Source organism: Monashia sp. NPDC004114, assembly GCF_053603855.1.
Map to the genome: position 1 here is coordinate 180,910 of NZ_JBSGGK010000006.1, position 22,967 is coordinate 203,876.

13 protein-coding genes are annotated in these 22,967 nt (G+C 69.7%); 6 read left to right on the forward strand and 7 right to left on the reverse strand.

Going from position 1 to position 22,967, the window contains the following annotated elements:
* Positions 1-600: 600 nt before the first annotated feature.
* From ACWEOW_RS10275 to ACWEOW_RS10295, 5 genes are all read left to right on the forward strand, one after another.
* Positions 601-1,362 (forward strand): response regulator, encoded by a 762-nt coding sequence (locus tag ACWEOW_RS10275; protein WP_452269158.1) that lies wholly within the window; start codon positions 601-603, stop codon positions 1,360-1,362.
* Entirely contained in the window at positions 1,362-2,465 is a 1,104-nt protein-coding gene (locus tag ACWEOW_RS10280; protein WP_452269094.1) for a sensor histidine kinase, read from the forward strand. Before ACWEOW_RS10275 ends, ACWEOW_RS10280 begins: the two co-directional genes overlap by 1 nt.
* Positions 2,466-2,559: 94 nt before the next feature.
* Complete coding sequence (locus ACWEOW_RS10285) at positions 2,560-3,207, forward strand: hypothetical protein (RefSeq protein ID WP_452269095.1); 648 nt, start codon at positions 2,560-2,562, stop codon at positions 3,205-3,207.
* 100 nt (positions 3,208-3,307) lie between these two features.
* Entirely contained in the window at positions 3,308-4,072 is a 765-nt protein-coding gene (locus ACWEOW_RS10290; RefSeq protein WP_452269096.1) for a hypothetical protein, read from the forward strand.
* Between the two features lie 136 nt (positions 4,073-4,208).
* Positions 4,209-4,646: a VOC family protein gene (locus tag ACWEOW_RS10295; protein WP_452269097.1), complete on the forward strand. Its 438-nt coding sequence runs from the start codon at positions 4,209-4,211 to the stop codon at positions 4,644-4,646.
* A 102-nt stretch (positions 4,647-4,748) separates the two neighbouring features.
* On the opposite strand, the gene ACWEOW_RS10300 is transcribed toward ACWEOW_RS10295, so the two are convergent.
* The 3 genes from ACWEOW_RS10300 to ACWEOW_RS10310 all read right to left on the reverse strand — a co-directional run bounded on the left by ACWEOW_RS10300 (position 4,749) and on the right by ACWEOW_RS10310 (position 10,891).
* Entirely contained in the window at positions 4,749-9,374 is a 4,626-nt protein-coding gene (locus ACWEOW_RS10300; protein ID WP_452269098.1) for a family 78 glycoside hydrolase catalytic domain, read from the reverse strand.
* 94 nt (positions 9,375-9,468) lie between these two features.
* Positions 9,469-9,672, reverse strand: a complete 204-nt coding sequence (locus ACWEOW_RS10305) for a LuxR C-terminal-related transcriptional regulator (protein ID WP_452269099.1) — start codon at positions 9,670-9,672, stop codon at positions 9,469-9,471.
* A 145-nt stretch (positions 9,673-9,817) separates the two neighbouring features.
* Positions 9,818-10,891: a LacI family DNA-binding transcriptional regulator gene (locus tag ACWEOW_RS10310; protein WP_452269100.1), complete on the reverse strand. Its 1,074-nt coding sequence runs from the start codon at positions 10,889-10,891 to the stop codon at positions 9,818-9,820.
* 250 nt (positions 10,892-11,141) lie between these two features.
* Between ACWEOW_RS10310 and ACWEOW_RS10315 the strand changes: the two genes are divergently transcribed.
* On the forward strand, positions 11,142-11,354 hold the full coding sequence (locus ACWEOW_RS10315; protein WP_452269101.1) for a hypothetical protein: 213 nt from the start codon (positions 11,142-11,144) through the stop codon (positions 11,352-11,354).
* An 8-nt stretch (positions 11,355-11,362) separates the two neighbouring features.
* Here the strand turns inward: ACWEOW_RS10315 and ACWEOW_RS10320 are convergent, their stop codons facing one another.
* The 4 genes from ACWEOW_RS10320 to ACWEOW_RS10335 form a co-directional block, all read right to left on the reverse strand.
* Complete coding sequence (locus ACWEOW_RS10320; RefSeq protein ID WP_452269102.1) at positions 11,363-13,543, reverse strand: S8 family serine peptidase; 2,181 nt, start codon at positions 13,541-13,543, stop codon at positions 11,363-11,365.
* Between the two features lie 186 nt (positions 13,544-13,729).
* A complete protein-coding gene (locus ACWEOW_RS10325; protein ID WP_452269103.1) occupies positions 13,730-17,278 on the reverse strand; it encodes a family 78 glycoside hydrolase catalytic domain in 3,549 nt (1,182 codons plus the stop codon).
* Between the two features lie 207 nt (positions 17,279-17,485).
* On the reverse strand, positions 17,486-20,593 hold the full coding sequence (locus tag ACWEOW_RS10330) for a glycosyl hydrolase (protein WP_452269104.1): 3,108 nt from the start codon (positions 20,591-20,593) through the stop codon (positions 17,486-17,488).
* An 858-nt stretch (positions 20,594-21,451) separates the two neighbouring features.
* Positions 21,452-22,906 carry a benzaldehyde dehydrogenase gene (locus ACWEOW_RS10335; RefSeq protein ID WP_452269105.1) on the reverse strand — a complete coding sequence of 485 codons (1,455 nt, stop codon included), beginning with the start codon at positions 22,904-22,906 and terminating at the stop codon, positions 21,452-21,454.
* Between the last annotated feature and the right edge of the window lie 61 nt (positions 22,907-22,967).

The window sequence follows — 22,967 nt, forward strand, 5'->3', positions numbered from 1 at the left end:
GTCTTGAGGCAGGCTTCTCACCGCTCCAGCCGCGGCGATGTCTGCGGCAGTCCGGGCAGGTGCATCGTGCGCATCCCGTGAAGGACCCGCCGGGGCCGACGCCAGATACGAATCAGAAGCACACGACGTCCTCGAGGGACGTCGTGCGACGGCCATGAGCTGCCTCCTCGTTCGGCTGTGCAACCGTTTGGAGCATGTGTCGGTGTGGCGCATGACATCGACTGCGGTGCAAGTGTGGCGATATGTCGTCACCGCGTCGTCAAAGCATCGTCACCCGTCGCCGTTGCCTGTCCGATCTAGCCGAGCCCCACGGCATGAATCTCGATCTCTGTCTGGTCGCCCACGCCGACTGCCGCGGAGCTCATCATCGCCTTGCTGACGCTCAACCACCCGCGTCCCGGAGCGTCAAACGTTCCGCCCGCCCTGAGGCACTGGGTTCACAGTGCACACGAACCGCTTGACGACGCCCGTGTCGATGAGGTCGCCCGAGCGCCTCGCTCCATGACGGGCCACCTACCGGGTTCTTACGGGCTCGTGACGTCGCTGCTGGGGATGGCACTCTCCCCCGGCCTGGCGACCGATGAGACCTATCCTGAGCACGTGCAACAGGTGCTCGTCGTCGACGACGACGTGACCGTGTCGGGCGTCGTGGCGGCATATCTCGAACGGGCCGGACTCGGCGTCGAGGTCGTCGCCGACGGTCTGGTCGCGGTCGCGGTGGCAACCGCGCGCCGACCCGATCTTGTCCTCCTCGACCTCATGCTGCCCGGCCTCGACGGGTTGGAGGTGTGCCGGCGGCTACGGGCCATCCACCCCGGCCTGCCGGTCATCATGCTCACGGCCCGGGGACAAGAGCACGACCGGATACTCGGCCTGGAGCTTGGCGCCGACGACTACGTCACGAAGCCCTTCAGCCCGCGCGAGCTCGTGTTGCGTGCCCGGTCGATCCTCCGGCGTGTGAGCGCCACGGCCGAAGCCGAAACCGCCGGCACCGGAGGCCCGGTTACGTCGACAGGCGACGCGGCCGGGCCGGAGATTCCGGCGCTCGACCTCGTCGACGGCGACCTACGGATCGACGTGCGTGGGCACCGAGTCTTCCTGGGCGCTCGCGAGCTAACCCTGACGACAAGGGAATTCGACCTGCTGGCGTGGTTCGTCGCTCACCCGGGACGGGTGTTCACGCGATCCGACCTGATGAGGAACGTGTGGGGGTGGGACTACGGCGACGAGTCGACCGTGACCGTGCACGTTCGGCGGGTCCGGGAGAAGGTCGAGGCCGACCCCGCGCAGCCGCGCCGTCTCGTCACGGTCTTCGGGGTGGGCTACCGGTGGGACCCGGCCACGCACGAGGCGCCCTCCTGATGGACGGCCAGGGAGTCCAGGCGGTCCTGCTGTCGGCCGGGGTGGCAACCGTCGTCGGGGCGCTCGGGGCATGGCTCGTCCAGTTCGCGACACGACGTCCCACCATCCACGCGGCGCTGGCGGCGGCCTTCGCCGCGCCGCTCGTGGTCGTCCTCGCGGTGGCGGCCGGCATCTGGGCCAGCGCCCGGGCGATGCTCCTTTCCGAGCACGACTCCGAGCTTGTCCTGCTCGGGCTCCTCGCGACGATCCCCGTCGCGGTGGCCGCCGGATGGGTCATGGCCAGGCACGTGCAGGCCCTCGGCCGGGCCATCGCGCGCGCCGAGGAGATGCGGCTGCGCGACCAGCTCGTCGAGGAGCGTCGGCGCGAGCTGGTGGCCTGGGTGTCGCACGACCTCCGAAGTCCCCTTGCGGCGATGCGCGCCGTGACCGAGGCACTCGAGGACGGCGTCACGGCTGATCCTGCGGCCGCATATGCGCAGCTGCGCCGCGAGGTCGAACGCCTCGACGGCATGGTCGGCGACCTTCTCGACCTGTCGCGGATCACCGCGGGTGACGTCGCGCGGCACCGCGAGATCGTCGACGTGTCGGACCTGGTGTCCGACGTCGTGGCGGCTGCTCGACCGGTGGCCGCCGCCGCCTTGGTGGACGTGAGCGCATCCATCGCCGAGGCCGCACCCGCCAACGGGGCCACGACAGCCCTCGTCGACCCGCGCGAGCTGACCCGCGCCGTCGACAACCTGGTGTCCAACGCGGTGCGTTACACACCGCCGGGATCCGCTGTCGTGGTGGGGGTTTCGGCCGACGACTGCGTGTGCATCAACGTGGCGGATGCGTGCGGCGGCATACCCGAGGACGTCCTGCCGCGGGTCTTCGAGCCGGGCTATCGGGCTTCGTCGGCACGGACACCCGGCGATGCCGCCGGCGCCGGCCTCGGGCTCGCCATCGTCGAGGCGATCGTCGAGGGTCATGGCGGGACGGTCAGCGTCCGGAACTCAGGTCCAGGGTGCCGGTTCGAGATCCGGCTCCCGCAAGTGTCCCGCCACGAAGATGTGCGCCGCGGCGCCGAAAACGATGTTGAACGGGTCGCACCGGATCACGACTGAGGTGAGGCCCGCGACGAGTGCCTTTACGGACGTCGCGAACTTGAGGGTGCACACCGGCGTTGACCGCCCCCGCAGCAGGGAAGACGCTTGTCCCATGCCGCCGCCGCCCCTCACCGACCTCACGCTCGTCGACAACGTCCACGTCGCAGTCGTCTTCGGCGGGAAGGGCGGACCGGAAGAGGTCTTCGTCCTCGACCTCCACCTCGCCGCCCCGACCGAGGCCGCCGATGACGCGACGTACCTGTCCGCGCTGTCCCCCGTCGTCGCGCTGACGGATCCCGCACGAGGAGGCACCGTACGGATCGGCCGCGAGCACCAGCTCGGGGACCACAGGACCAGCACCGTGGCCGTCTCCCTGTCCCTCCCGAGGCCGCTCCCCCACGCTGACGAGACCGACCCCACCGAGCGCAGCCACGAGCAGCAGGCACTCGAGGCGGCGGTCGCGGCCGCCTTCCGGACCGTGATGACCGAGACCGCGGACGCCCCCACGCATGTCCTCGGCCACGACGAGGCCATGGCGACGGCCAGGCGACGACTGGCCGACATCTTCCCTGACGCTCTGGGTCCCACCTTGTCGGTCAGTGCCGAGCAGCACCTCGGCAGCGAGTGGGAGGTTCGCCTCGTCGGGCCGTCGGGCCCAAGCTTCGAGGTGCGGATCGGCTTTGTCGACGGTCACCCGGGCACGACTCGCGTCCGCCGGCTCCGCACGGACGAGGTCGTCGACTCCGTCGGCTCCGGCTGACACCCTGCTGACGTGCGGCGATCCGGGTGCCGCTTTCACGAATCCTCAAACTGTCGAAATCTTCGGACTATATGGTGGCGAGCGGGGAAAGGAGACTCGAATGCCACGATCTCGACGCGCCTCGGGCGGCGCACTGGCCGTCATTCCTGTGGCGCTCCTCGTGCTGGCGGGCTGCGGGTCGTCGTCGCCGGGATCGGCATCGGTCACACAGTCCGAATCCGTCGCACCATCCACCTCCACCTCGACATCGGCAGCGGGGCCCGCGCCCGCGGGTGCAGCCTGGCTCGATGCCGGTCATGGCGCCGCTGTCGTGAGCATGGGCAGCTCCACCTGCGTCCCCCAGGCCGGTGACATCACGGCGAGTGGTCAGACCGTCACCGTCGCGTTCACGGAGCCGGCGGCCACGACGCCGTGCACCTCGGACTTCGCGCCGCGGGCGTCCTACGTCGCGTTGCCCTCCGGCGTGGATGTGACCAAGGCTGTCCAGATCGTCGGGACCGGCGCGCTCGCGGGCTCCGTCACGCTCAGCGCGCTCTCTGCGTCGCCGGCCTCGGCTGGCCAGAACACCCCGAGCGCCGGATGGGTCGAGACCTCGCCAGCAGCCTCGGACGTCCCTCAGGGCAGCTTCGCGTTCCTGACCTGGGGATCGTCGACCTGCGTGCCCACCTTGGAGTCAGTCACCACCAAGAGCGCCGGGACGCTGACTCTCATGTTCGCCGCGCCCGCGGCAGCGGCCTGCACCATGGACATGGCGCCTCGCGCCGGCCTCACGGTCGCGCCGGCCACGGTGACCGGCAGTGACGTCAGGGTGTCGTTCGTGGGCGCCGGCATCGCCGGAACGACCAAGATGCTCGGAGTGCGCTGACCTACGGCACCGATGCACGCGAGCGGAGAGGCATCAAGCCTTCCCCGTCGGCGACTCGGTCGCGGGGCGCTGTCGAGCCTGGCTCGCCGTGACGTGCAAACGTCGCGGGCTCCGATGGTTTCTCTAGGCTGGCCAGATGGCTCTCAGGCTGGACAACATCGGCATCGTCGTCGAAGACCTCGCAGTGGCAGTCGAGTTCTTTCGTGAGCTCGGCCTCGAGCTCGAAGGGCAAGGCATGGTGGAGGGCGAGTGGGCGGGGCGCGTCACGGGCCTCGGCGACCAACGCGTCGAGATCGCGATGATGCGCACACCGGACGGACATGGCCGGCTCGAGCTCTCGCGCTTTCTCGCGCCGCAGGTGGTCGCCGACCACCGGAACGCCCCGGTGAACGCTCTGGGCTACCTTCGCGTCATGTTCGCGGTGGACGACATCGACGAGACGCTCCTTCGGCTCCGGGAGCACGGTGCACAGCTCATCAGCAGTGAGGTCGTCCAGTACGAAGACGTCTACCGGCTCTGCTATGTCCGCGGACCTGAAGGCATTCTCATCGGGCTCGCCCAAGAGCTGCGTTGAGCCTCCGCACGCCCGCCGCCCCTCTACCCCGCCACCGGACGTGAGCAGGCCCGGCGGCATACGGTGCTCGTATGCCGCCGGGCCCAGGTGGGGGTTGAAGGCTCAGCTGCTCGGGACCGCCCAGAGGTCGGCGATGGACGGGTCGTAGTCGCCGTCCACGTCCTGGAAGCGGACTCGCACGACGGAGCCCTTCACCAGGTCAGGACGGTCGACGACGAACTGGTACGCCAGGCTGGCCTGTCCGTTCGTCGAGAACGAGTAGCGGCGCTGGTGCACCACCTGGCCGTTGACGAGGACGTCGTAGGTCTTCGTCTGCGACTGGTCGTACGTCTCGATCATGCGGAGCGCGAACGGCCCGTCGGTCGGAACGGTCACGTCCATCTCGAACCACCCGCCGGGGTACGACGAGTGCGTGTACCGCCGGGTGAGACCCGCCTCGACGTTGGTGCCGGAGTGCTCCGACGCCGTGAGCCGGTGAGCGGTCTCGCTGGCGGCGACGCCGAGGTCGACGTGGTCGGTGAAGCTCGCGGGTGGCGTCGGCACGACGACCCTGAGCGAGCCGGTGGCGCGCTCGAGGTCGGTGGCGCCGACGGACGCCGTCACCGGAACCGCCCCCGTTGTCAAGTCGAGGGGTACCGCTACGGTCGCCATGACCGTGGCCGTGCTCCCGGCCGCAACCGTGAACGCCTGTGCTGCAGGCGCCGTCCAGCCGTCCGGCAGTGTCAGCGCGAGCTGGCCGCTCCGCGTGGTCGCTCCCTGGTTGCGCACGACGGCGGTGATGACCGCCGGCTGTCCCGGTCCGGTCGCGGTCGCCGGTCCGCTGACGGAGTCGACGACGACGGCTGGGGCAACGGTCACCGTGGCGCTGACGGGCAGTGTCGCGACGGACTCGTGGAACCGGTAGCTCACCGTGGCGGCGAGCTCGACAGGACCCGGCGTGCTGTCCGGCGCGACCGCGACGGTGAACCCGAGCGTGAGCTTCTGGCCTGGCGCGACCTCCGTGGGGCCGGCCTGAGGCTGGACGGTCCAGCCCGCCGGTGACGTGAGGTTCGCGTCGATGCCGCGGATCGTGTCGGTGCCGCGGTTGTCGACCACGACCTTGACGATGCCGGTGCCACCCTGGACCAGGGTCCCGTCCGGTGGCAGGAGGCTGACGACAGCCCCGACGAGGCGACCCGAGGCAGACGACAGCCGGGAGGTGACGGTGGCCAGGACGTCGAGGACGGCCTTGGCCTCCGCGTCCGTCAGGTCGCCGGTCTTCCGCTTCGTCTCGACCCAGCGACGAAGGTCCGCCGCCGTCGAGAGCGCCCGGTGCAGCACGGATGCCGTGTCGGGGTCGGCGGCGAGACGGGCGGTCCACGTCGCCCCGACCTCACGGTCGAGCTTGCTCCACTGTGCGGCGAGGTGGTTGGCCGTTCCGGCCGCGATCGATGCCGGTGCCGAGAAGCCCGTCACGGCTGCGCGAGCGTCTCCGATCGATCCCAGCACGTCGTCCACGGAGAAGTGGTACGTGCCGGAGCCGGCCTTGAAGACGGCGGCCCCGTTGTCCATCCGGAGGAAGGTCAGGCCCTCGGCGTCGGCCCCGGGCGTCCCTCCCTCGAGCACGGCCCAGCGGCTCGGCGCCGGGACATGCACCTCGGAGGTCGTGTTCGCGGGCACGGTGACGTCCATCGTCAGGCCGTCGGACCCCGTGCGCCACGACGAGGCGATCGTGCCGTAGGGCGTCTCATGGCTCATCCGGGCCCAGTCGATGCCGCCACCCGGCTGGGGAGCGACGACGGATCGCTGATACCCGGGATCGAGCGCAGAGACTCCCGCGAGCGTGCGGTACATCCACTCGCCGACCGCGCCGTAGGCGTAGTGGTTGAACGAGTTCATCTCGACCGGACCGAAGCTGCCGTCCGGCATGATCGAGTTCCACCGCTCCCAGACGGTCGTGGCGCCCTTGCCGATCTCGTAGCCCCACGACGGGTAGTCGGTGTTCTGCAGGAGCTGGTAGGCGACGTCGGTACGACCGATCGCGGTGAGCGCGGGCAGGAGCCCGTCCACCCCGAGGAACCCGGTCGACAGGTGCCAGTCACGGCGCTCGATGGAGGCGACGAACTTCGCGGCCACCAGGGCCTTGCGGTCTGCGGGGACGAGCCCGTTGTTGATCGTGAGGATGTATGCCGTCTGGCTGTTCCCCTTGACCGTGCCGTCGGCGCCGATGAAGGCGGCCTGGTAGGCCTGGGTGATGTCGGCGAGGCGGGCGCGGTACGCGGCGGCGTCGTCCTTCTTGCCGACGGCCTCGGCCATCTCGGCGAACTCGCGGGTGCTGCGTGCGACGAAGGCCGTGTCGAGGACGTCTGCCGGGGTGTTGTCGTCGAGGTTGAGCCAGTCGAGGTACCCACCGGTGGACCGGATGTGGTTGGTGGAGTCGCGGTCCAGATAGTCGACGTAGCGCTTCATCGCGTCGTAGTTGTCACCGATGACCTTCGTGTCGCCGTAGGCCTGCCAGAGCGTCCATGGGACGTGGACTCCGGCGTCAGCCCACCCGGCCGCACCGTAGCCGCCGTCGAACCGGCCGGGGATGACCGGAGCGACGCCGGGGAACGCGCCCGCGGCGTTCTGGGTGTCCCGAAGGTCCTTGAGCCACTTGGACAGGAAGGCCTGGGAGTCCATGTTGTAGACGGCGGTCCGCGCGAACACGTCGATGTCGCCGGTCCAGCCCATACGCTCGTCACGGGCCGGGGTGTCGGTGGGGATCGACAGGAAGTTGCCGCGCATGCCCCACTCGATGTTGCTGTTCAGCTGGTTGACGAGGGCCGAGGATGTCTCGAAGTCGTTGACCAGCGGACCGTCCGTGCCGAGCACGACACCGACGATGTCGGAGTCGGCCGGTGCCTCGCTGACGCCGGTGACCTCGATGTACCGGAAGCCGTGGAAGGTGAACCGCGACTCGTACGTTCCCGAGCCGTCGGCGCCGAACGTGTAGTAGTCGGTCGCCTTGGCACTGCGCAGGTTGGCGGTGTAGATCGACCCGTCCTTGTTGAGGACCTCTGCGAACCGTAGCCGCGCGGTGGTGCCCGGAGCTCCGTCGAGGGTGACCTTGGCACGACCGACCATGTTCTGACCGAGGTCGTAGATGTAGGTGTCGGCCGAGGGCGAGGCGATCCGGTGCGCGGCGAGCTGCTGGGTCACCCGGACCGGCTGGTCGGTCTGGGGCTCCAGGAGGCTCGTGGCCGAGGGGACCACGGTCACGCCGCTCCATGCCGACGCGTCATAGGTCGGGTTGCTCCAGTCGCCGACCGAGGCGGCCCGGCGCGCGTCGTAGGACTCGCCGTCGAGCAGGTCGGCAGACGTCCGCGGACCGGGCGTCGTGCGCCACGTGCTGTCGGTGCCGATCGTCTGCGTGGTGCCGTCGGCGTACTCGATGCGCAGCTGAGCAAGCAGGGACGTGCGGTCGCCCCAGACCCCGGTGCCGAACATCGCGACCTTCCCGGCATACCAGCCGTTGGCCAGCTCGGCGCCCACGGCGTTCGTGCCGGCCTTCAGCTGGGAGGTGACGTCGTACGTCTGGTAGGCGATTCGCTTCGAGTAGTCCGTCATACCTGGAGCCATCTCACGGTCCCCGACCCGGGCACCGTTGAGCTGCAAGGAGTACAGGCCACGCGCGGAGGCGTAGATCCGCGCGCTCCTGATCGGCTTGTCGGCCACGTCGAACGACTTCCGCAGCAGCGGGACCTCGTTGCCGATCGCGAGCCAGGCCTCCCCCGCGTCGCCCTGGACCTGGAGGCCACCGGGCGTGACCGTCCCCGCGGTGAACGTCCGGTCACCGCTGAGGAAGGACGTCTGGGCGAGCACCTTCCCGTCGGCGCCGGTCACGGTGACGTTCCGGACCAGCCCGGTCTCGGCGCCACTCGTGCGGAAGCCCATGATGCCGGGGCCGGCGAACGTCCGGTCGTCGCGCCGGTCGAGCACCACGCCGTCGACGCTCGTGGTGATCGTGCTGCCCGAGACGGCGATGGTGTAGCGGTGGGAGTCGGCGAAGCTGAAACCGGCCGGGAACGGGGTGGCGGACAGGACGCTGTAGCCGCCGTTCTTGACGTGTGGGCGAAGGGCCTTGGACGCCTCGCTGATCTGCCACATGTACGCGTGCTCGGTGTCACGACCGCGGAAGTAGACGCCCAGGGCGCCGGAGATCTTCGAGGCTGTGAAGTCGATGGTGTAGTTGGTCCATTCCGGGCCGTAGCGGTTCGCGCCGACGGCACTGACCCAGTCGGCGGTCCACTCGGCGGTGTTCAGGCCGGTCTCGAACGTCGCCGTGCTGCTCCAGTCGGAGGCAGCCCCGGTGTCGTCCCACACGCGGACCGACCAGTAGTAGCGCGTGTGCGACTCCAAGGCCGGGCCCGCGTAGGCCACGTTGACCGAGTCGCTCGAGGTGACGCGGCCGCTGGACCAGACGTCGGAGCCACCTGCCGTCCGGCCGACCCGGATCTCGTATGCCGTCTGGCTCACTCCGCGTCGCGAGGAACCGAGCTGCCAGCTGAGGGACGGGGCGGTGCCGGGGATGCCGAGCGGGTCGACGAGCGCGTTGGTCCGAAGGGCGGTGACGCTCGTGGCAGCTGTTGCGGCGGTGACGGTCGCGGTGGGCGCGAGCGTGTCCGCCCGGGCCACAGAAGGCGTCATCACCGCGCAGCCGATCGCGGCCACGACGGCCACGAGACGCGGTACTGGTCGGGATCTCACGTCATTCCTCCTTGAATGAATCGATTCATTCAGCGAAATGTAAGGGGCGCCGACCCGGCCTGGGAACGAAAGTGTCCGGAACCGGTCACACCGGTCAGATGAGGCCTCGCCGCACGGCCCAGACCACTGCCTCGATGGGTGAGATGACGCCGATGCGGTCGCAGACCCGCCTCATCCGGCGCCGAAGGGTCCGCTCCGACACCCCGAGCTTTCGGGCAACGAGGTCGAGCCGCAGCCCGCCGGCGGTGAGAGCCAGCAGGGTCAGGTCCTGGCGGCTGAGCAGCGGTTTCGAGGTCACCTGGGCTCCCTGGGCACCGCTGCCCGGGTGGACGGGTCGCACCTCGTGGGCAGGACCCGGTCCCCCACCGGGCCGGGGTGGGGAAGGAGTCACGGAGGGAGCCACGGAGGGCGGTCCAGGGCACACGGCGGACATGTCCGGCGCCCTACTCGGGGGCGCCGCCTCCCACCGTTCCGGGTCGTCGTTCCGGCCGCTTGGCCGAGTCCGAGGCCGGCCCGGTCGACCGGCGCACCACGAGCTCGGGCTGGAACACGACGTGGCGCGGCGCGGTCGAGCTGAGCAGGAGGTCGGCGGCGGACCAGCCAAGCTGGTAGGTCGGCTGGCGCACCGAGCTCAGCGGGACAGCGAGCTCGCTGGCGAAGGAGACGTCGTCGTAGCCGATCACGGAGAGCTCGTCGGGGACGTCCAGCCCGCGGTTGCGCGCGTGCCGCATCGCGCCGAGCGCGACGAGGTCGTTGACGCAGAAGACCCCGGTGACGTCGGGGCGTTCGGCGAGCAGCCGCGCCATGCCCAGCTCGCCTCCGGAGGCATCGAGCGTGTCGACCTGCAGCTCGACGAGCTCGGCTGCGCCGTCCGCGGCCCGGATGGCGCGACGCGCGCCGACCCGCCGGGCGCGGCACTGCTGCAGCGAGAGGGGTCCGTTGACGAACCCGATCCGGCGATGGCCCAGCGAGAGCAGGTGCGCGACGGCGGTGCGGCCGCCGGCGGCGTCGTCGGTCACCACGGAGGCGAAGTCCTTGACCCGAGGACGGTGGTCGAGAAAGACGACCTCGGTGCCCTGGTCAGTCAGTCGCTCGAGGTTGTCCACCGTCCGCTGCGACGGGGTCAGCAGGACACCGCGCAGCCGTTGTTGGGCAAAGGTGTCGAGGATCAGCCGCTCACGAGCCGAGTCACCGTCCGAGCTGCTGAGCAGCATCGTCAGACCGTCCTCGATGAGCCGGTCCTCGATGCCCCGCGCCACCTCCGTGAAGAACGGGTTGGCGATGTCGAGGACGAGCACTCCGGCCGTGCGGGAGGCGCCGGCTCGCAGCTGCCGGGCTGAGGCGTTCGGCACGAAGCCGAGCTGCTCGATGGCGGCATGGACGAGCTGCCGGGTCGCCTCCGCCACGATCTGCGGGCGGTTGAGGACGTTGGAGACAGTGCCGACGGACACGCCGGCACGGCGCGCGACGTCGCTGATCCGCGCATGGGGATGCCCGCCCGGCATCGGGCTGCTCACGCTGCTCACACCTGTTCACCCGCCCCTTCGTCGCGGCGTGACCTCATGCTGCTTGAATCCGTTCAACCGCGCAACAGGGAATGGGACTCCTGTCCGTTCGGACAGTCCGGTGGTCAGGCCGCGACACCCCCGAGCGACCGTGCGAGCGACGATCCAGAAGACAGCACCCCGGGTGTCGGCCCCGCCACCTCACGGTCGGGTGAGCCGATTCCACCTCCAGCCGAGCCGCCTCAGGAGTAGGAAGGAGCGCATGCGCACCTTCCAGATGGTCCGTGATGCCGACCCCTCCGGCATTTCCGGAACCGGCCTCGTGGCCGAGGGGGTCGAGTTCGGCGACGGCAGGGTCGCGCTTCGCTGGTGTGTGCCGGGCCGGCCCACCTCGGTCGCTGTGTGGGACGAGATCGAGGATGTGCTCGCCATCCACGGCCACGATGGGGCCACCCGTATCGAGTGGGAGCGATAGCAGGGCGCTCAGGCTCGGCGCAGGACTGTGCCACCGTTGAGGACGCGTCCGACCAGGATGTCGAGACCCGTGACCGTCCACGCGACGCCGTACCAGACGTCGTCGGTGCCTGACCACCGTCGGATCTTCACGTCATAGGTCTCCCCCGGCGTGGCGACGAACTCGGCGATCTCGTAGCTGTTGTCGAACGAGTTGCTGACGGCCACCTGGTTCCCGCGAGAGTCGCGAACGTGTAGGTCGAGGTCGACGGTCAACGTCGACGACAGCGGCAGGTGAATGCCCAAGAAGTCGAACGACGTGACGTGAGAGTCCCAAGCCAGCGCGACCTTGACGTGAGGCCACAGAGTCGTTCTCGGCACGGCAACCCGGTACGAGTACGTGGAGAACCGGTCCGTGCCGTAGTCCGACGACCGCGATGTCCCCACATCCCAACCACGGCGCCTTGCCGGGCCGTTGCGCGAGGACCGGCTCCGGGCGATGTCCGTTGCCGCCTTGGTGTCGAGCGCTCCGGAGCCGTCCAACCCGTCCACGCCGGCGATGAGGTCGGATCGCCAGGTGCCACCGGCGGGGTTGCGCCAGGCGGACGCGAGCAGAATCGCCCGGCATCCCTCCGGCCATGACTTCAGCGTTCCGTTCGCCTCCTGCATGCACGCGACCGCGCCGGCCACCGCGGGGGCAGCCATGCTCGTGCCGGAGAAGGTCAGCCCCACAGTCGTCACGTTCGTGCCGTTGGCGGCGATCTCCGGGAGCTCGCGGTCCCCGTGCGAGGACGACGGGTTGCGGAAGCAGGTGTCGGAGGCCATCCCCGAGGCGGTGTCATTGTGGTTCGCGACGGTGACGCGGTTGTAGCCCTTGTGATTGACGAACTCGCTGTCGGGGCCGTTACCCGCGGCCTCGCAGATGGTCGGGTACGGCCACTGCAGGGCAAGCCAGTCCTTGTAGACGTCGTCGAAGGACAGCCCGGAGGAGGTCTGTTCGGCGTCTCGGTGGAAGCTCTGGCTGATCACCGTGCAGCCGCGGTCCTGGGCGGCCCAGCGGACTGCGGCCAGGTCGGTGCTGTTCGCGGAGTGGAGGTTGCAGTCCGGCGCATGGCCGTGCGGACGGTTCGGTTCGATGTTCTTGACGATGGCGTGCGTGTGCCGGGAGTGCTGTGTGGTCGCCGGGGTCGTCGTGTACCTCGCGGTGATCGCGAGGTTGGTGGTGTCGTCCGGACCGTCCTCGTACACAGCGACGTTGACCCCGGTGCCGTCGAAGCCGGCGCTGTGGGCGTCGTCGGAGTTGGCGATCGCGATGGAGTCGGTCAGGTCGAGGATGCCCTCTTCGCTGTGGAGGAACACCGCAGCAACGGCTTCGTTGTCGGCGAGCTCGCGGACGGCGTGAGACCGCATCACGCCGAAGATGACCGGAGCGCGCTCGTCTACGCGCTGGACCTCGAGTCCAAGGTCCTCGAGGGTGGGGCGCACCCGCTCGACCGCGGCTCGCCAGCGACGCTCCGTCGCCAGCTCGGGTCGGGGTCGCCGGAGGGTCGCCCGTTTCGTGGACTTCTCGACCCGCTCAGGATCGTCGTCGGTGGCAAGCCACACCGCGACGGGGACGAGGTCCTGCTGAGTCAGCAGCTCGTGCAGTGCTGGGTGCACGCGCCCGAAGGCCTCGCGCCGCCGCCGAGCGAGCTGGAGGAGGGCTTCGTTCACATCGACCTCACTGCCGCGATCGTCGAAGGCGAGGTCGACGGGGGTGCGTCGGCGACGTCGGCGGTCCTCCGCCTTGAACACGTCGATGTACGGCCCGTCAGGGACGCTGTCCATCGAGAGGGGCTCGACGTCCAGCTCGCCGATGCGGAGGCGTGTGGCGTGAAGGAGCGAATAGCCCTCGGGGATAGGCGCGTTGGAGTCGACGATGACGAACTCCACGTCCAGGCTTGATAGTCGCGCGCCCCTGCCGAGGACGAGTCCGTCAGTGTGCAGCACGTGGCGGCCGGCGGGCAGCGTGCTGGTGTCGATGACAACGGACTTCGAGTCTTCGGCGAGCGACGCCCTGGCGCGGTGGCCGAGCACGCTGACGGAGCGATGCTCGCCCTCTGCCAGCTTGGATCGCGCCGACACCGTGATGGGGGTCCCGCGCAACACCACCTCACCGTTGTCGATGCTGGGCTCAGGGCTGGTGCGTGTGCGAGCTCCGTCGTCGGGCATGGCGAACTCCCCTCTCGAGCGGCGGCATACCACTCAATGGAGAGGATGCGAGATGCGGCCCCGGTGATACGTCGGAGGGACGTGGATCCGCACTCTGCACCCCTTTCGTCACCCGGCTCGCTCGTCCCGCAGGACGAGCGAGCCGGGTGACGTCGGCGTGACCAGCGTTGTCGGTCGAGGCCCCGCTCACGCACCCATGCGGAACGTCACGTCGCCCGGCCCGACCGAGAACACCTGGTACCCGGCCACGCGTCCCGCCGACGTGACCTCGCCGCCCACGGGGACGAACGACTCATCGGCCGCCGATGGCACGTACACCGTGGCGGTCGTGCCCGCGGGGATCGACACACGCATCGTCGAGAGACCCTTCGCGCCCCTGGTCCACGTGCTCGACACCGTGCCGTGCGGGGTCTCACGGCTGCCCGACACGTGCGTCAGGGTCCCCACCACCTGCGGCTTGATGATCAGCCGGTCGAAGCCCACCGAGCCCGGCGCCTGCCGGATCCCGGCCAGCCCCGCGCTGAACCACTCGTCGATCTGGAGCAGGATCATGTGGTTCTGCGATCCGGCGAGGTTCCACGACTCCGGGATCGTCGTCAGGCCCTGGTTCACGAAGTACGCGTAGCTCGGCGCAGTGGTCTCCTGGAGCACGTCCCACAGGGCCTCGCCACGGCCTTCGTTCATCAGCACCTCGTAGATCGGCTGCAGCGAGACCTCGCCGCCGCTGATGTGCGGGCCGCCGCCGTTCGGGTGGTAGGCGTAGATGCGCGCGACAAGGTCGTCGAGCACCGACTGCTTCGCGCCGTCGGGCACGATGCCCATCGCCAGCGGCAGGGCGTCGAGCGCTTGCGAACCGGTCGTCCCGGCAGGGCCAGACGACGTGTAGGTCTTCGTCTGCGGGTTGAAGAAGGCGGCGTTGAAGGCGTTGGCCAGGCTCTGCGCCAGCGCGCGGTAGTCGGCCGCGTCACCGGGTTTGCCGAGCTCGTCCGCGATGTCCGCCAGGTCCTGAGCGATCACGTACAGGCCGTAGGTCCCGGTCGCGTTCTTCGGCGTCGTCGTGTCACCCGCGATCCAGTCGCCGAGCCCACTCGTCAGCAGCCCGTCGGGCGTGATCTGCGCACGCACGTAGGCGAGGTAGTTCTGCATCGCGCCGTAGTACTGGCTCATCGTGCGGGTGTCGCCGTAGTTCTGCCACAGGAAGTAGGGCGTGATGATGAACGCTCCGCCCCAGTTCACGTCGTCGCGGTAGCCGCCGCCGAAGTTCGGGAACTCCGGTGCAGTGCCTGGGACGAGGCCGCCCGGCTGCTGGGACTCGAGCATCTGGCGCTCCATCCCACGCAGGAACGCGGAGACGTCGAAGTTGGAGTGGATCGCCCCCATCGACTGGATCATGTCCGCCAGCCACCCGAGCTTCTCGCGGTGCGGGCAGTCGGTGAAGATCGACTGCATGTTGGAGCGGATCGAGTACTCCGACATCCGGTGGATGGTGTTGATCAGGTCGTTGTCCGTGGAGATCGAACCACCTGTCGGGACATCAGCGTTGGTCTGCAGACCGACGATCGTGTCCACGTCCGGCGTGAAGTCCGCGGGCAGCCCGCTGACCTGGACGTACTGGAAGCCGTGGTACATGAACTGTGGCGTGAACGTCTCACCGGCGGGGTCACCCGAGGTCGTGTAGGTGTCGAAGATGCCGGTCGGCGACCCGGCGGAGGCGGTGCTGACGGTGCCGTTGCCGCTCCAGCCCTCCCCCGGCGTGATCTTGATGACCGTGCCCGCCGGGACGGTGCCCCCGGGGATGTGGAGGCGCGGCATACCGGCGAAGTTCTGGCCGAGGTCGAACGACCACGAGTCGGTGCCCGGGTGCTTGGTGGCGACCGCGTTGAAGGTGTCCTGCACGCGGACCGGCGGGGCCTCGCGCCACACGAGCTTCGTGTCGAGCGATGGCGGCGAGGTGATCGACGAGTCCTCCCAGCCCTTGCTGTCCGAGAGGTCCGCGCCCGGCTCGTCCCAGCCTGCCTGGACCGCGCGCGCGTCGAAGTCGGTGCCCGCGTACCAGTTGTCGGTGATCGTCGGGCCGGCCTTGGTCCGCCATTGCGGGTTGGTGACGATCGTGTCGACGGAGCCATCGTCGTAGGTCAGCTCCAGGCGCGCGATCAGGCGCGGTGAGACGGCCATCTCACCCTTTGTGGACGCGCCGGAACCGAGCACCGAGGCACCGGACGCGTGGCTCTGGTCGAACGCGACCGAGACGGTGAGGGTGTTGGCGCCCACGGCCGTCACCTTGCGTGACTCGAGCCGGCTCCCACCGTCACCGGTGTCGACGTTGACGGTGTCGCCGACGGCATACCCGAGCACGTTCGAGAGCTGCACGGTCGTGTCGCCCGCGGCGACCGAACCGGCAAGCGTGCCCGTCGGGACCGGCGTCGAGTTGAACTTCGTGTACACGTCGCTGCGGCCGGCGGCTGCGTTGGCCTGCGGGTTGACGTTCGTCTGGCCGTTGCCCAGCGCCACACCGACCGTGTTGTCGCCGTCGCGCACGAGGCTCGTCACGTCATAGGTGCCGTACTCGGCCGAGCGCAGCGGGTTGGTGACACCCGGGTTGAGGACCGTGTCGGTGACCGGCTTTCCGTTGACGGTCGCCTCGTAGGCGCCGAGGCCGGCGACGTAGAGGCGTGCCTTGCTGACCGTCCTGGCCGCGGTGAAGGAGCGCGCGAAGATCGGCAGCGGGTTGTTGAGGTCGGGGCCTTGCGGGTTCGGCTCATCGGTAACCGTCTTGATCACCGTCGTCGGCGTGGACGAGGTCGCGGAGGCGCGGATCGTGAAGTCGACCGGGAAGTTCGGGATCTGCCCGTCCGGCGTGCGCGAGTCGCTGCGCGGATAGAGCACGATCTTGTTGAAGTGCTGGACCGTCTTGAGGTCCACCTGCACCCACTTGGACGGGTTGACGTCCTGGGTTGCCGACTGGCGGCTCATGTAGCCGGGGCTGATGATCTTGCCGTCGGTCAGCAGCTTGGTCCCCCAGCCCTGCGACGAGAACTGGTCGTATGCCGAGACGCTCGCTCCCAGCGCCACGTTCGTGCCGTCGTCGGCGAGCACCTCCATCTCCGCGAGCTGGATCCGCGACACCGTCCCGTAGGACGACTCGTAGAGCGGCAGGCCGAGCTTGGTCACGTCGAGCCGCACGTAGCGGGCGTCCTGCTCGCCGACGTCGATCACCACTCCGCGGTTCAGAGGCGGGGGCGGGAGCTGGATCCATTTGGCCGCGCCCCAGTCGGAGGGCTGCAACAGGCCCATCTCGAACCTGGACGGCGCGCTCCATCGTGAGATGTCACCGTTGCCGTCCCACACGCGGACCTGCCAGGAGACGGCGGCGCGCGGGGCGAGCGCCGGGCCCGCGTAGGTCAGCTGCTGCGCCGAGCCCACGACCCGTCCCGAGTCCCACAGCTCCCGGCCCGACGCGTCGGTCGCGCGCACCTCGTGGGCGGTCTGCCGCGCCGCGGCGCCGCTGCCGGACAGCTGCCAGCTGAAGATCGGGTTCGGGTCGTCGACGCCCAGCGGCTGGTCGGTGCGGTTGTCGACTCGCAGGCCGCCCACGGTGACGGTCGAGGCGGTCGCGGCGGTAGCGGCGGTCGCGGCGGTCGGGGTGCTCGCCGCGAGCGCGGGAGCGCTGCTGGCGATGGTGCCGGCCGCGACCACGGAGGCAACGGCGACCGGAACAGACCATCGATGCAGCACCGTCCTCCTCCCGTCGGCCGGTCGTGATGCTCGTCCTGATTGCACGATGGCAACTCCTTCACTCTGAAGCGACTGCTGCTCTATTCGTCATGATTTGCATGTTTTGCGATACCGAGCTGCCCGCGGGTGACCGCGCGCGAGCGACGCCTTGTCTCCTGCCTGATCACCCGCTTGCCGGACGGGGTGCCGACCTGTCGCGCCGAACGATCAGGCGGGTACCACCTGCTCGACATACGGGACGAGACGGACCGGTCCAACCAGGCCGTAGCTCTGGCGCGCGGCCGCGCCGTAGACCGCCGGCGTGACCACGCGCAGCCGGTTGAGCAGGGTCGAGGCGACCTCGACCTCGATGACGTTGATGCCGGCGACCAGGTTTCGGCCGAGGTCGACCACCGAGTCCATCGGGTCGAGTGGCGGCAGCAGAAGACCGTTGACCCGCACCCGGAAGGTGTCGTTGACCTCGCCGAGCTCCAGATAGGCGCCGTCGTTGTCGGTCCAGTCGGCGCCGAGGTCGACCGTCGTGCGGTAGCGCCCGATGCCCGAGACGTCCTCCAAGCCGGTGACCTTCGACCACGACTGCAGCGTGGCGAGGTCGCGGGTCACGACGTCCTTGCTGGTGCTGAGGTCCTCCGGGTCGGTCGGGTTCGCCGGCTTCCAGTCCTCCAGCTCCAGGCCCCACGAGGCCGGGATGACGGGCTCGCGCACCCGGTCAACGACGACCCTGGTCGTGCGACCGTCGGGTCTCGTCAGGTCGAAGGTGCCGGCGGCCGTCGTCCGCAGGGCAGCGTTGGCGCCCCGCGGCACGACGGTCTGCCCGGCGGTCGCGACCGGCAGCACCGACCGGGCGACGCCGGCGCCAGGCTGGGCCAGCGCAACGATCGTCGACTGCCCGGGCACGAGGTCGACCCGCACGCGGACCCGGTCGCCGGACCGCTCGAACGCGGCGATCCGAGTCACCTCGCCCGTCCAGGCGTCCAGCAGCCACGGCACGGAGGCGCCGTCGGTGGCGGTCAGCCACACGTCCTGCGCCACCGGGTTGAGCCGCCGGTTCTCAGCGTGCCGTGCGTTGGCGAGGTAGTAGAGGTCGATGCCGCCGGTGACTCGCCGCACGTGCATGATGGTCGAGTCGGTGTGCTCGACGTCACGGACCACGCCGAGCGCGGCGAGCGCCGTACCGACCTCGGCCTCGGGGACGGTGCGAGTCGTGGACAGTGCGGCGATCGCCGCCATCAGAGAGCGCACCGTTGCGGTCGCGGCAGCATCCTCGTGTCCGATCGGCGTCACCTGGGACCAGTCGCCGATGAGCACGATGGGTAGGCCTTTGCGTCCGAGCGCGAGGAGCCGCTGGGCACCATCGATGTCCATCGTCACGGCGTTGCTGCGCAGCGAGTCGGGACCGACGACGACCGCCTTGTAGGACGGGCCGTCCGGCGCCAGCCGTCCGCCTGCAACATCCACGCCGTCGAGCGCGAGGAGCGACGCGCTGACGAACGAGTGCGACCAGCCGAGCTTGGTGCCGTTGTTCGTGATCCACTGCGGGCCGATGCCGGTGGAGGCCCAGCCCTTGTGCCGCCAGAAGGCCACGTCGTACTTCGGGGCGCCGGTCTGCAGCACCAGCTGGGTCCGGGCGAGGTATGCCGCGATGCCGGGGACGTGCTGCCACTGCGGGGTGCGGGGGCCCCACGCCTCGCCGAACCCGATGGCGTTGTTGTAGTAGGGCGAGAAGGCGGCGAAGCCCGGCCAGGTGACCTGAGGCGCCTGCGAGTAGGGAAAGCCGTGCACCTGCAGGTGGTTCACTCCGGCGACGAAGATGCTGTTGATCGTGAACAGCGCCTGGTTCTGCGCGGTGGGGCTGACGCTGTTGGCGCCCCAGGTGGTGTTGTAGGCCGCTCCGTTGTAGCAGATCGCCTCGCACGAGAGGACGGTGTGGCCGGCCAGGTCGCGGCCGGCGGCCATCACCCTGTAGTCGTCGAGGTTCTTGAAGCCGAGCGACTCGGTCTCCGGGACGTCGACCACTGCCGAATGCTGCATGGTGTCGGTCTCCAGGCCGTAGGGCTGGATCCGGATCCCCATGCCCAGGGTTCGCGCGAAGTCCTGCATCGGGCGCAGGTGCTGGTCGCGGTAGAGGTCGGACAGGACCTGGTTGTAGTCGTCCCGGATCTCGTTGGTGCGCAGGTTGTCGGCCGTGGTCGGGTCCGCCGCGGGCAGCGAGAACTGGTACTTCTCGCTCTTCTCCAGGACGAACGGCAGCCAGGGTCGCAGGTCATAGCCGTGCTTCGCCTGGAAGTCGTCGAGGAGGTCGGCGGTCCAGATGGTCGCCTTGGTCTCGATCTCGAGAGAGTCCTCGAAGAAGTAGCCGCCGGCGGCACGGAGCAGCCCCCTCAGCTCGCCGTCGAGCACCCGGGTCTGCCAGAGGTCGATCACGGCCTGGGCACCGCGCCGGCTGAAGTGGTCGACGACGTACGCACGAGGCGAGGTGTGCGGCCCGGCCTCGGGCTCCTGGCCGGATCCGCGCCGCCACGTGGCCAGCAGCTGCCAGGTGCCGTCGGCGGGCTCGGGCGGGGCGGTCCACGTGAGATGCTCGCCGGTCACGGCGTCCGCGAGGTCCGTGTACGACGCCGGGTCGAGGATCGTGCTGGTGACGACGCCGTTGCGGTCCTTGACGTAGCCGGTGATCCGGTACGCCTGCACGGTGACCAGCTCGGACCTGGTCACCGACGACGCCGCAGCGACGACGGGCGAAGGCAGCGCGGCGTCGTACGACGCGCCGGCGGCGACTGTCGCTTGACCGTGCACCAGCTCGGTGCAGGCGGCGTCGTCGTCGGGCGTGATGGTCGGGACGGCTGCCGGCCAGGACGGGCCGACGGTGAGATCGACGCGGACGCCGCGCTGGGCAGCACGGGCGAGCGCGGCCTTGACGCCGGCGACCCACGGGGCGGTGCCCCAGCCGTGCGTCGCGACGTCGACCTCGATGTTGCGCGCCCGCAGGCTGTGGGTGACGTCGGCGACCTCGAGCACGCCGAAGCCCGCTTGTGCTACCTCGTCCACCTCGCGCTCGATCTCGGCTGGGTCGACGAGGCCGTGCGGCCACCACCAGCGGAATCCGGCGGCGGTGCCGGTTCCGGGGTGCTTGAACGACTGGCGCAGCGCGTCGGGGAAGCCCGCCGGGCCGGCGTCGGCGGATCCGGATGTCGATGTGGATGCCGCCGCGGATGCGGCCGCGGGGGCGACGACAGCGGCGGCGCCGAACGATGCGGCGGTAGCGGCGAGCAGGGACCGGCGACTGGGCCCGGACGAAGGCAGGGGTCGGGACACGGGGTTCCTTCCGGATGGTTGGGGCTGGGTCAGGGGATGACGGTGCGAGCTCTGGCCGCGCGACAGTCGAGGTCGTGCGGTTCACGGCGACGGATCGTGCTGGCGCGCAGGGCGGCAGGCGGCCGCGCCGGGAGGTGTGTCCGGTCGACGCCGAGAACGCGCGCCCGGCTGAACCCGTTGGCGCACGTGGAGATCGACGACGTGGGTCGCGCCGTCTGGAGGCGGTGCTCTGAGGAAAGGCCCCGGAGCCGCAGCGGGTCGACGACCATCGCGCCGGCGCTCCGGGCGGCAGGGCCGAAGGACCTGGATGCCTGACGTCGTTCCAGAGTGACGGGTCCCTGTGGTCCGTTCATGAGCACCTTGCCTCGTTGAAAGGTTTCAAGCATGGCGACGCTAACGTGGCCGGCGGACGATCGTCAAGAGGTTGCCCAGAAGCCTCGAAGCGGCGGCGGCTGACACGTTTCATGGAGTCTTCATCAATGGTTGGTTGACAACGCGATCGACCCAGCAGATCCAGAGGCATTGCGGTTTGGCCGTGGTCGGCCTGCGCCCCACGCACCGTTGACATCGCTGCGCGACGCTCCTAACGTCGCTCGCGCACATTGGTAGATACGTTTCAATGCCCGGCTGCCGACACCGCACACGGTGACTCCGCCGCCCCGCACCATCCGCGATCCGGCAGGTGTATGCCGCACCCCACCTCGGCTGCCCACCGCAGCCCGAGCCGAGCCAGGCCCCGAACACCTCGGACGGCATACGGGCGCGGAGCCCGCGGGTGTCAGCGGCCCGATGCCGGACCGATGTCAGGGAGGTGGACGGCTCGTCCCTGCATCGGCGTCGCTTGCCCTGCGAGCTCGGTCAGAACGGATACGGAGCGATGTCGGGCCGGACCGTGAGCCACTGAGTATCGGTGAACGCGTCGAGGTTCGCCCGAGCACCGCCGAAGCGGGACCCGGTGCCGGACGCCGCAACGCCGCCGAAGGGTGCGTTTGCCTCGTCGTCCACCGTCTGCTCGTTGATGTGAACGATGCCGCTCGGGATCGCATCCGCGAGCTTCATCGCCTCACCGACGTCCCCGAGGATGCCAAGCGACAGGCCGTACTGGCTGTCGGACGCGAGGGCGACGACCTCGTCGACGGACGAGAACGGGCGCACAGGCGCGACCGGGCCGAAGATCTCCTCTCGCCAGGCCGGCATTGCCTCGGTCATCTGAGCGAGCACCGTCGGGCGGTAGAACAGGCCCTCGTAGGTGCCACCCGCGGCGAGCTTGGCCCCCTGACCGACTGAGTCCTGAACCAGCGTGTCGATCTTCTTCAGCTGTCCGTGGTCGATGACCGGGCCGAGCGCGACCTGCTCCACCGCCGGATCGCCGACCGGGAGATGCTCGGCGGTCGTGGCGAGAGCATCGACGTAGTCGTCGTGCAGGCTCTCGTGGACGAGGTGCCGGCCACTGGTCATGCAGATCTGCCCCTGGTGCATGAAGGAGCCGAAGGCACCCGCGGAGACGGCCTTGGTCAGATCCGCTCCAGGCAGCACGATCAGAGCGTTGTTGCCGCCCAGCTCGAGGTGCGTGCGCTTGAGATGCTGCGCGCCGAGGGCACCGACGGCCCGCCCTGCAGCCGTCGAGCCGGTGAACGACACCACGCGCACCTCGTGCGCGGCGATCGCTGCCTCGCCGGTCTCGCGTCCACCCGGCACCAGGGCCAGCAGTCCATCGGGAAGGCCGGCCTCGCGGAAGATCTGCACCAGGGACACGCCCCCGCAGACGGTCGTGCGCGGGTCCGGCTTGAGCAGCACCGCGTTGCCCAGTGCGAGAGCCGGCGCGACGGAGCGGATCGACAGGATCAGCGGGAAGTTGAAGGGGGCGATGACCGTGACGACGCCGACCGGACGGCGGCGGGCCAGGCTCCAGCGCGGCTGGTTCGTCGCCAGCACCTCACCGGCCGGATGAGTTGGCAGAGCCGCCGCCTCGTAGCACTCGTCCGACGCGATCTGGGTCTCCAGCCCCGCCTTGGGCGGGATCGAACCGCTTTCCCTGATGATCCACGACTGGACCTCTTCCGCGTGCTGCCCCCAGAGGTCACCAGCGCGACGAAGGACCGCGGCCCGCTCCGACGGCGGCCGGGCGGCCCAGTCCCGCTGGGCAGCGGCCGCCTCCGTGGCAGCACGGGCGACATCGTCGGCCGTCGCGGATCCGACGACGCCGAGCGCCTCCCCCGATCCCGGCGACGTGACGGTGATCGGCTCGCCGGAGCCGTGAACCCATCCGCCCAGGAAGATCTTGTCGTGCCAGTCGGTCCCGATGATGGTCATCGTGCTCACTCCTTGCTCATAGCTGGATCAATTCTGTCCCTGGACGCCCGAGCAGGACCCT